The following is a 10,107-nucleotide window of genomic DNA, read 5'->3' as shown; positions in this document are numbered from 1 at the left end:
AACCACAGCCCGGGTGTTCTCCCGAAACCTGCTGACTGCCGCCGACCAGATCCCCTCTCCGGCCGGCACGGCCCACTCCAGTTCCCCGTCCTGGCTCCCGCCGTCGCCGGGCAGTTCCTCGCCCAGAGCATGGGCAATCGCCTCCCCTTCAGCGGCAGGCATCCCGAGGAGCAGTGCTGCCGCCTGCCGAAGAGCTCGTAACACGATCTTGTTGAAGTGTGCTGTTGGGGCGTAACCGGTGTGACGATTCGGCCGTTCGTGAGGGTGTGGGTACTCGACCGTGGATCGTGGACGATGATTTGTGGGCGCTGATCGAGCCGTTGTTGCCGCCTTGGCCGGAACGAGCCCCGGAGCCAAGGCCGGTGTCGGACCGGCTCTGCCTCCAGGGCATTCTGTTCGTCCTCTACAACGACATGGCCTGGCAACTCCTGCCCCTGGAGCTGGGGTTCGGCTCGGGCCAGACGTGCTGGCGTCGCTTGGACCGGTGGCAGAGGGCAGGGGTGTTCGACCGGCTGCACCAGGTCATGCTCGCCGAGCTGAACGCGGCCGGCGAGCTCGACTGGTCACGGGCTTGCGTGGACGGCTCCCACATCCGCGCGAAAAAGGGGGCGCCGACACCGGTCCGTCGCCGGTCGACCGGCGGAAAACGGGCAGCAAACACCACCTGATCTGCGACGGACGCGGCACCCCGCTCAAAGTCATCACCACCTCGGCCAACGTCAACGACGTCACCCAGACTCTCGCCCTGGTCAACGGCATCCCACCCGTCGCCGGCCGCCCCGGGCGGCCTCGCCGCAGGCCCGAAGCCCTGCTCGGCAACAAGGGCTACGACTCCACCGCCCACCGCGACGAGCTGCGTCGCCGACGGATTCTGCCCGTCATCTCCCGCAAGGGATCACCCAACATCAAGGGCATCGGCAAGCTCCGCTATGCCGTCGAGCAAACCTTCGCCCTGCTTCACCACTTCAAACGCCTCGCCGTCCGTTGGGAGCGCCGCACCGAACTCCACGACGCCTTCGTCTCCCTCGCCTGCAGCCTCATCTGCTGGAGACGCCTCAAGAGATCCCGCTCATGATCGTGTTACGAGCTCTTAGCGCCGACGTGGTGGTAGCGGACGCCTCAACGGGCAGGCAGTTGGATCGGATGTCCTACCCCGATGGATACGTGGTGGACGGCCTATCCCTGTCACCCGACGGCCAGTACCTGTCCGTCTCGCTGGTAGAGGCCGGCGCCGGCGCGACACGTCACAAGGTTGAGGTGCGCGATGTCCGGAAACGCAAGAAGATTGCCGAGTACAAGGACCAGGAAGGCCGCGGCGTCTTCAGCCCGGACAGCCGTGTGTACATTTCCCCGCAGGGTGAGGTGCGCGACCTGACAACCGGTGATACTCACACATCCGACTTCGGCCACGGCAGCACCACCGAACTCGCCTTTTCACCAGATGGTACCCGCCTGGCCGTACTGAAGTCGGACGGCTGGGTTGAGGTGTGGGATGGGGAGGTGCGTGAACGCATCGCGCGCATGCCGGGTATCACCATCCAGGGTGAATCTCACTTTGGCTCCACTGTGGAACACCTGACCTTCTCTGAGGACGGGAGCCTGCTCGCGACATCTGTCGGCGGTCGGGCCGTGCAGCTCTGGGACGTCGACGAACGGGTGTCCCTGGGGCAGCCGCTTACTTTGACCGCACAGCACGTTGACGCGATGGCCTTCGACGGCGAGGTCCTGCGTTCTCTTAGCGGCGACAAGGTTCACACGCTCGACCTGAAACCCGAGCATTTGGCCGATCAAGTGTGCAAACGCGTGGGTCGCGAGCTCACCCGCAAGGAATGGCAGACATTCGTACCGGACGCCGAGTACCGCAAGGTCTGCTGACGCACGGCTGCCTCACCGCGCAGCGCACCGTGTGGCCGCTGGAGGCGTTCTATGTCCACGGCGACGATGTCGCCGTGGTGGAGACGCTGACGGCGGAGATCAAGGTGAAGCAGCCGCGCGAGCTCGCCGACTACGCGAAGGCATTCACCGGCCTCGCGGAGATGGCCGTGTACGGCGACGCCGCCCGCGCCCTCATCGAGGACGCGATCGACGCCCTGGGGTGAAGTTCCGCAATTTTCCGCCACCTCGTTGAGGACGGAGCGGCGGCCTCCGTAGCGTCGAACGACACCGACGCACCAGCAACGGAGGCGGTGCCCATGAGCGCACCCACACCGGAAGGCCCCGGCCTCCAGCCGCCCGACTACGGCTGACCTTCCCCCGCGCCGATCTCGGCTACTCCCGCTTCCTTGCCGTTCAGGCCCCGGACACCAGCATCGGCGGCCCCGCCCAGGACGACGACGCGGCGGGCGCTCGATGAGCGAAACCCACGTCGTACCCTACGACCGCCTCGGGCTGATCGAGGCCGAACTCCCGCTGGACCGCGCCCCCTACGAGGCACTCGTCACCGCGGTGTTCGCACGGACGGACCCGGACCTCGACCCCCGCGATTATGAGCAGATCGCCCTCCAGCTCACCGGGCACGCCCGCGCCGTGGCCTCCGACGTCCGCCGCCACGCCGACGCCCTGCCCAAGAGCGACGGCCGGGGCGCCCTCGCCGAAGTCGTCCTCCGTGAAGCCGATGGCCGCCTGTCCGCACCGTTCAAGGGCGCCGCGTGCTGCGCCCAGAACCGTGCCCATCTCGTACGGGCCCTCTACATGCGGCTGGACCGCCTCACCGAACCCCTCCCGCCACGTATCCCATAGGGGGAACACCCCCGGATTCCCGTGCCATACACTCCCGTGCTCCACCGCTCGACGTAGGCCCTTGAGAAGCATCGCTTTCACGGCCCGTTTCTGGCCGGCGCCCAACGAGCCGCGGCGGTCTCGCGCCGTGACCTCCTGCTGCTGCCTGACGGCCGCAGGGGATGCCCCGTTCTGAAGCACGGCATCGTCGGTGCTGGCACGCTCCGTAGGTTCCAAGCCACGCGACCGCTTGGGACCAAAGGTCTGCGTTGGTGTAAATGCCCGGCCGGAGCTCAGGGGCGGGGGTGGTCGGTGAGCCATTGCTGGAGTTCGCGGTGGCGGAACTGGTAGCCGGGCCCGCTGTAGCGCAGGAGTCCGGCGGTGACGGCCCAGTCGAGGAAGACAGTGAGGCGGAAGGGCAGCTTGCCGCGTGAGCACAGCAAGAACACCCCGTACCGTCGCGCCGCGCTGGCGAACCCGCTAGCGAGCCCGACCACAAGTCCAACCATCCACCCGGCCGTGAATCCAAGCACGAGTGTGTCCTTGAGTCTGCTCGTGAGCCCGACTAGGAGTCCGCCCAGACATCCAGCTAGCAGTCCGGCCAAGGGCCCGATCAAGAGTCCGTAGATCATATCGTCGCGGATAATGTCCCGAGGGTTGGACACGGTGGTTGGTTCCCCTGTGAGCCCACGCATGATTCCACCCGCGAGCCCGCCGGCCAGCCCAATCCCGAGCCAGAGCGAAGGCCCTTCGACGAGCCCGAGCCCGGTATCGAGCCCGAGGTTGAGCCCGAGGACGACCACAAACGCAACTGTGAACCAGATCTTGAACCAGGCCTTGAATCCGTCTGCGAACCCACCTCCCAGCCCGCCCATGAATCCGCCGACGAGGCTGGTTCCGATGCCCAGGCCAAGCCCGAGCCAGAGCCCGAGCCAGAGGCCGAACACGAACACGGTGTCCGGGCTCTGGCTCGGGAGTTCGGACATGATGCTGTTCACGAGGCCGTTCATGAGGCCGCCTCTGAGGCCGGTTGTGAAGCCGGTTGTGAATCCGATCGTGAAGCCGGTCGCGAAGCCGGTCGCGAAGCCGACGGCGAACCAGCTCTTGGATCCGGCCCAAAACCTGGCTTTGAAGCCGTCCTGGAGTGTTCCCCGGTTGATGCGGAGACGGTTGGGTCTGGGCGTTGGACGGAAGGCGACCACAGAGACGGCAGCGAACACGTGCAAGACGATGCCGGTGCCTATGCCGCCCCCGAGGAGATTTCTATGGAGAAACGGAAGAAAGGTGAAGGAGAAAGCGGCGGTGAGGGCGAGGGCGAGGGTAACGGTGGTGAGGGCGAGGTCGGTGATGCGGACGCGGATGGTGCCGGCGAGGGTCCAGAGTTGGTGGAGGGCGATATCGGTGGCTGGGGTGTTTGTGGTGGTGCCGACGAGGTGACCAGTGAGGTGGTGGAGCCAACTGTGGACGTCTTCGGGCCGGTAGCGGTGGGGGTTGGGGGTGTTGGCGATGGTGGCGGGGATGTAGCGGGCCAGGAGATGCTGGTCGAGATCACGCCCTTCGGTGTGGTGGAGGAGTTCTGAGGGGTTGCCGTCGCGGTGGTAGACGGTGGCGGTCAGACACAGTCGCCAGGGCGTTGAAAGGATGGTGGCGAGTAGGCCGGCGGGCTGGGTGTCGAGGTGGTCGATCAGCGGCTGCCAACGGGGTATGTCCAGGGCCCGGTCACGGAGGTAGGCAACGGTGCGGCGGGTGTCGATGGGGGCAATGGCGACGCGGGCGGCATCGATCAGCCGGGATAGAGGGGCGAGAGCGTCGTAGTGGCCGGTGCGGCAGGTCAGTACGAGAGGGCCTGCCTCCCGGCCGTCCTGGTAGGCGTTGAGAGCCTCCAGAACCTTGCGAGCGCGGGGCGCGTCGGGGTTGGGGGCGCCATCCGCGAGCAGGGGGTCCATCTCGTCCAGCCCGTCCAGGACCGGCAGCACCATCCCGTGAGCGACCAGTCCGGCAGCCATGCCGGCAGGCCATTTGTAGGCGTCGGTCAGACGCTGCACCAGCAGGGCGGCCAGGGGCTGGTCCGTGTTCCACTGGGCCAGTGGGATCCGGACCGGGACGGGATCACCCTCGGCACGGTGGTCGATGAGGGCGAGCATGAGTTCCAGGGCCAGGACAGTCTTCCCCGCCCCGGCAGCCCCGGTGACGACCAGACGCCGGGGCTGGGTGGAGCGGTAGTACTCCAGGACATCGGGCAGGGTAGCGGGACCGTCAGCGAACGTACGCCCGGCCGGCGGAGCCGCCGCGCCCCGCGCGGCCGCGGACTGCAGAACATAGGTGAGATTGATGCGACGGGTGTCTGCACCGAGCAACTGCGACCGCACCGGGCTCTCGCTCTCCCTGACCTGCCGGGCGAGCCGTCCGGCACGACTACGCGCGACCTCAACACTGTTGTCCTCGACCGGCTTACGCAACGCCACGACCGCGACCGCCAGACTGGTCACAGCGATCGGCACACCAATAAGAGTCGCAACATCAGCGGGCTTAAGCTCACGCCCACTGGCGATGCTCCATACGGCGAAAGTCACGCCCGCTACGACCAACACCGCACAAGCAACGCGCACGGCCTGCCACTTACGCCGATCGCGGCGCTCCCCCAATGCGAGCATCACCCGATCATGCCGCCTCGCCGGACACATCGTGACCCGTTCGGCTCGCTTCATGAACGCCACCCACACCCTGGACCGCAGCTACCCAGCTTGTTCTTTTCCTTCTGGCTCTCGAACGCTGCCTCGTACTGGGTCGCTCACCTGGGGGTTCGACGGACGTGGGGCGGCCTTCGTCTGATCATGTGCTCCGACCAGGATGCACGTGATCACGACGAAGGCCGTGAGGCGAGTCTGCTGCCTGATGCCGTCCGGCGGGAAATGTTCGGGGAAGCGTCACGCTTCCGGAGCGAGTTGCACGAGTGTCTGACCGGCCAGCGCGACGAGTTGTTCGAGTTGGTGGATGCGGTGCTGTGTGCGGACGGCCCGGTGAGGTCCCCGGTGGACCTGACGCTGCTGCCTGAGCATCGACGCGGGCACGGAGCGATGTACGGAGGCTTGAACCGCGGCCGCATCGACGTCGACCGGCTGCGAACGGTGCTGGCCGGGCTGCCGTTGCCGCGGTTCGAGGGCAGGCTCCTGGTCTTGGCGATCGATGTGTCGCCGTGGTTCCGCTCGGACGCGCCGTGCTCAGCGGACCGGCTGCGAGGCGTCGTCAAGCGGCTCATCGCCACAGGCCAGTGGCAGGCCGGGGACCCTGGCATCATGATCGTCATGGACGCTGGCTACGATGTCACCCGCCTGGCCCGGGTCCTGCGCGACCTGCCCGTCGAGCTGGTCGGGCGGGTCCGCTCCGACTGCGTCATGCGCCTGCCGAAACCACCCCGCGTCCACGACCCGAAAGGCGGGCGGCCGCCCAAGCACGGCCCGGAGTTCCGCTTCACCAAACCGGAGACCTGGCCCGAGCCGACGATCACCACCGTCACCGACACGAGCAACTACGGCAAAGCGGAAACCCAGGCATGGAACCGGGTCCGCCCCCGGCTCACCCACCGCTCCTCATGGCTCGACCATGACGGCGAACTACCCATGATCGAGGGCATGTTGACACGACTGAAGGTTGAGCAACTGTCGAAGGAACGAGACGCCCCGCCGGTCTGGTTATTGTCCTCGAAGACGGCCTGGTTCGGCGCACGCCTGCCCACCCGGACCGAGGCGATGGAGGCCACCGCCGGTGCCCGCGCCCACTGCGACTACGCGGTGGGCGACACCTGCCCCGTGCTGGAGCCCGGGCGTTCGTCGGCCGACGTGCACCACTTGGTGGGCAACGTCCAGATCTAGTGCGGCGACGGCCCCTGAACTCGCCCCCAACGCCACCGCTCAGCGACACCTGTTCGGGGCCGCGTGGCACACGCCGGGCACCCCCGACGCCATCAGCGCGGTGCGCTCGCGCTACCTGCTGGGCTTCTCACGCGGGGTCGGCATCCGGCCCGTACGCGATGAGCGGACCTCGGCGTCCACCGGACTCGGAGGGGGGCCGGTGCCGTGCCGGGGCAGGTCATGTGACGGAAGCGCGGCTCAGCCCGTAGGCGGCAGCGCCGATCACAAGGACGGCTGCGCCGTTCAGGACCGAGGACAGCGGGAGGGCAAAGGCCAGGATGAGGCAGCCGGCCAGGCCGACGGCGGGGATGATCCGAGCCGGGCGGCACTCTGCGGGGGTCAGGGTCCAGGCGGAGGCGTTGGCGATGGCGTAGTAGGCGAGGACGCCGAAGGAGGAGAATCCGATCGCCCCGCGCACATCCGCAGTCGCGGACACGATGGCGACGACGGCGCCGACGAGGAGTTCGGCCCGGTGGGGGACCTTGAACTTCGGATGGACGGCGGCCAGGGCGTGCGGCAGGTGGTGGTCACGGGCCATGGCCAGGGTGGTGCGGGAGACGCCGAGGATCAGAGCGAGCAGGGAGCCGAGTGCGGCGACCGCCGCGCCGACGCGTACAACGGGCGAGAGCCAGTCGGCTCCCGCCGCCCGTGCCGCGTCCGTCAGCGGCGCGTCCGCTTCGGCGAGGCCGCCGGGGCCGAGCACGAGCAGGACGCATACCGCGACGGTCGCGTAGACGACGAGGGTGATACCGAGCGCGATCGGGATGGCGCGGGGGATGGTGCGGGCCGGGTCTCGGACCTCCTCGCCGAGGGTAGCGATGCGGGCGTAGCCGGCGAACGCGAAGAACAGCAGCCCCGCCGCCTGGAGTACGCCGCCGAAGGTGGCGTCGGAGCCCGCGTCGAGGCGGGCCGGCTCCACGGCGCTGGAGGTGAGAGAGGCGATCACGACGGCCGCCCCACGTCCGGCGAACCCTCAGGTGGGCAACTCAGTTCGAGGCCCATTTCGACACCGGACCCTCCGCGATACCAATAGCTGAGGACGACGTCAGCCAGCAAACCGGCCGAAACCCTGGGCGCCCACCGCGCCTTGCACGAATCGCCGAATGTGCGTACGCACGGTGTCAGGCTGCTCCAGCCAGGGCTCGTGCCCAGCGCCGTCGATCCGCCTCAGCGGAAGATCGAGCCGGAGCGCGAGTGATTCAAGGGCCGACACAGGGCGGGGATCGTCGGCCCCACCAAGGAGCTCCGTTCGCCGGGGCAGGCACGCGCGCAACTCGGCAAGATGATCATCGAGCGGGTCCGCGCGTCCTTGCCTGCCAAGTTCACCATTCATAGTCCAGTTGACGGGGCGACGATGTCGGCCGCTCTGCGCGGCCCAGTACCACCCGCGTTCGGGATCGGCGTGGTCGGTGAACCAGGCCAGCGTGAGCAGCTCGACTTCCTGTTCCTCCGTGCGGTCCGGCAATTCCTCCAAAGCGCGGAGCCGCTCCTGCTGTGCTGCGGACATACGGCGATCGCGCTCCGCTCGGTCCCCTGAGCGCCAATCACCGACGAACGGCCCGCACATCAGCAGCATCGCAGCAACCCGGTCACGGTGCGCCAGGCAGAACCGGCTCGCCAGGTCGGTGCCATAGGAATGCCCAATCAGCACGGCCTTGGACACGCCCCATACGTCGAGCAGCTCGGCCAGATCGTCGACATGCCGGGCGAGGGAATGGCGCCCCCGCCACGGCGACCGGCCCGTGCCACGCTGGTCGTACCGGTACACGGGCGCAAGGTCCGCGACCATGGCGGCGACATCGCCCAAGTAGTCCGGCAGACCCGGACCGCCATGGAGCATGACTACGGGCGGCTGCCGGGTGGTGTCTCCCAGCGCTGTCCAGCGCAACTGCGCCTCGTCCGTCAACGACACGAGGCCCTGCGTCTCCAACAAGGTCACTGCGGAGAACCTACCGGTCTCGCTGAGTCCCTGCCAAAGGTTAAAGAGCTTCCCAATAGAGATGTCAAGCCGCCGGCGTGACTGATGGTGCGGGTTGGTAGCACGCTCCGTCGCGGAGCATGGCCCAGAGAACGTTGGCCCAGCGGCGGGCGAGAGAGAGCACTGCTTGCTTGTGACCCTTCCCCTCGTTGCGCTTGCGTTGGTAGTACGTCCGCGACGCGGCGCATGTCCTGAGGCCGGCCATGGAGGAGAGGTTGAAGGCCCGCAGCAGGCCACGGTGGTAGCGGCGGTGGCGCCGCATATTGCCGCTGACGCGTCCGGAATCTCGTGGCACGGGGGCCTGGCCGGCGAAGCCGGCCAGGCGGTCTGGTGTGCTGAACGCGTCCATGTCGCAGCCGGTCGCGGCGATGAACTCGGCGCCGAGCAGGGCGCCCATCCCGGGCAGGCTGCGGATCACCTCGGCGTGCGGATGTTCGCGGAACCGTGCCTCGATGAGAGCGTCGAGCTCGGAGATCTCCTCGTCGAGGGCAATGCCCCCTTCGCGGGACGGGCCACCATGGCGGCGGCCAGCATCTCGCCCGGCAGAGACGTCTGCTGGCCAACGGCAGCTCCGGCGCCTTACGGCACATACGAAGCCCGGGGCGCGTACAGGCGGGCTGGGCGATGAGGGCTCACTCGTTCGTGGTGAGCGCCCCGAGAATGACGGATACTGGTGGCCGGTGCGGGTGGCACGGTTGGGGCACGCGGCTTCGGAGGTCAGGTACGGCGTCGCCAGCCGCGGATTCCTCCGCCGCCGGCCCGGCCGTCATCCCGTGCGGCAGCGTCCCCGTCGGCGGTGGTGCGCGGGCGGTGGTTCAGGCAGGGGCGGCATTCGCCGCCGGGTGTGGGCCGCCCCTTTTTTCGATCACGTGTGTCCGGCGGATGCAACCCTTGGCCGGATCCGGCTGTCTGTACGAAAGCAGATCAACTGCATTCGAACACGCAGTGACCATCGGGGGAACATGCCCGGGACGTTCCCGCGCTCTCTCCCTTAGGAGTCCCGCGTGGCAGCCCGCACCCTCGATACACGCCTGGTCCTCGCCATCACCGTGGCATCCGCCGTCGCCAGCCTGCCCCACGTCGCCCATGCGGCCGTGCCGTCCGGCCCCGTACATGCGACGACCGCCCCCGCCGGGCCGCAAGACGACTTCAACGGTGACGGGTACGGTGATCTGGCGTTCTCGGCGCCCGGGGCGACGGTCAACGGTTTCGCCGGTGCCGGATTCGCCGGAGTGGTCTACGGGTCGAGCAGTGGCCTGAAGACCGCCACCAAGCAGGTCCTCACCCAGGACTCGGCCGGCATCCCCGATGTCGCGGAGACCGGGGACAGGTTCAGCAGCACGCTCGTTGTCGTAGCTTGAGCCGACCCTTCCCATGCTCCTGCGGATGCCGTACCGGTCGCAGACCTGGGCGAACGCGGCGGACGTATCGATCCGCGGTCCGCGTGGAAGATCACTCCGGCGGCTTGCCCGCCGCGGGCCGCGACCGCGGCCCGGAGCG

Annotated in this window: 6 protein-coding genes and 4 pseudogenes; 6 read left to right on the top strand and 4 right to left on the bottom strand. The window is 68.1% G+C overall.

The genetic code is table 11. The annotated features are described in order from the left end of the window. The first annotated feature begins 266 nt into the window (after nt 1-266). The 4 genes and pseudogenes from ABT170_RS40385 (at nt 267) to ABT170_RS40370 (ending at nt 2,739) form a co-directional block, all read left to right on the top strand. A protein-coding gene (locus ABT170_RS40385) for an IS5 family transposase (protein ID WP_351876207.1) occupies nt 267-1,075 on the top strand; the annotation gives its coding sequence in 2 pieces (ribosomal slippage) (nt 267-584 and nt 587-1,075; 807 coding nt in all). Then, a complete protein-coding gene (locus ABT170_RS40380) occupies nt 1,072-1,875 on the top strand; it encodes a WD40 repeat domain-containing protein (protein ID WP_351876204.1) in 804 nt (267 codons plus the stop codon). The genes ABT170_RS40385 and ABT170_RS40380 overlap by 4 nt, the downstream gene beginning before the upstream one ends. A 14-nt stretch (nt 1,876-1,889) precedes the next feature. After that, nucleotides 1,890-2,099, top strand: a pseudogene (locus tag ABT170_RS40375) (Scr1 family TA system antitoxin-like transcriptional regulator); the annotation flags it as partial. Between the two features lie 250 nt (nt 2,100-2,349). Then, entirely contained in the window at nt 2,350-2,739 is a 390-nt protein-coding gene (locus ABT170_RS40370) for a DUF6415 family natural product biosynthesis protein (protein WP_351876202.1), read from the top strand. Between the two features lie 272 nt (nt 2,740-3,011). Here ABT170_RS40370 and ABT170_RS40365 read toward each other — a convergent pair whose 3' ends face one another. Next, the gene (locus tag ABT170_RS40365) at nt 3,012-5,426 is read right to left on the bottom strand and encodes an NACHT domain-containing protein (protein ID WP_351876199.1); all 2,415 of its coding nucleotides are present in this window, start codon (nt 5,424-5,426) and stop codon (nt 3,012-3,014) included. Between the two features lie 204 nt (nt 5,427-5,630). On the opposite strand from ABT170_RS40365, the pseudogene ABT170_RS40360 reads away from it, so the two are divergent. Then, nucleotides 5,631-6,428 (top strand): annotated as a pseudogene (locus ABT170_RS40360) (transposase); the annotation flags it as partial. A gap of 379 nt (nt 6,429-6,807) precedes the next feature. On the opposite strand, the pseudogene ABT170_RS40355 reads toward ABT170_RS40360, so the two are convergent. The 3 genes and pseudogenes from ABT170_RS40355 to ABT170_RS40345 form a co-directional block, all read right to left on the bottom strand. Continuing rightward, nucleotides 6,808-7,584: pseudogene (locus ABT170_RS40355) on the bottom strand (APC family permease); the annotation flags it as partial. A gap of 90 nt (nt 7,585-7,674) precedes the next feature. Beyond that, a complete protein-coding gene (locus ABT170_RS40350) occupies nt 7,675-8,568 on the bottom strand; it encodes an alpha/beta fold hydrolase (protein WP_351876197.1) in 894 nt (297 codons plus the stop codon). 64 nt (nt 8,569-8,632) lie between these two features. Then, nucleotides 8,633-9,177 (bottom strand): annotated as a pseudogene (locus ABT170_RS40345) (transposase); the annotation flags it as partial. 434 nt (nt 9,178-9,611) lie between these two features. Here ABT170_RS40345 and ABT170_RS40340 point away from each other — a divergent pair. Further along, nucleotides 9,612-9,968 carry an integrin alpha gene (locus tag ABT170_RS40340; RefSeq protein WP_351876195.1) on the top strand — a complete coding sequence of 119 codons (357 nt, stop codon included), beginning with the start codon at nt 9,612-9,614 and terminating at the stop codon, nt 9,966-9,968. Nucleotides 9,969-10,107 lie beyond the last annotated feature (139 nt).

Source organism: Streptomyces sp. NPDC001787 (assembly GCF_040297465.1).
Lineage (GTDB): Bacteria > Actinomycetota > Actinomycetes > Streptomycetales > Streptomycetaceae > Streptomyces.
Note: the sequence above shows the minus strand (reverse complement) of the source record. Positions and strands in the feature narration are given on the sequence as shown.

What these genes read in the sequence shown, in the direction of transcription:
- ABT170_RS40380 (WP_351876204.1), top strand. Translation starts at nt 1,072, where the DNA reads ATGATCGTGTTACGAGCTCTTAGCGCCGACGTGGTGGTAGCGGACGCC.
- ABT170_RS40370 (WP_351876202.1), top strand. Translation starts at nt 2,350, where the DNA reads ATGAGCGAAACCCACGTCGTACCCTACGACCGCCTCGGGCTGATCGAG.
- ABT170_RS40365 (WP_351876199.1), bottom strand. Translation starts at nt 5,426, where the DNA reads ATGAAGCGAGCCGAACGGGTCACGATGTGTCCGGCGAGGCGGCATGAT.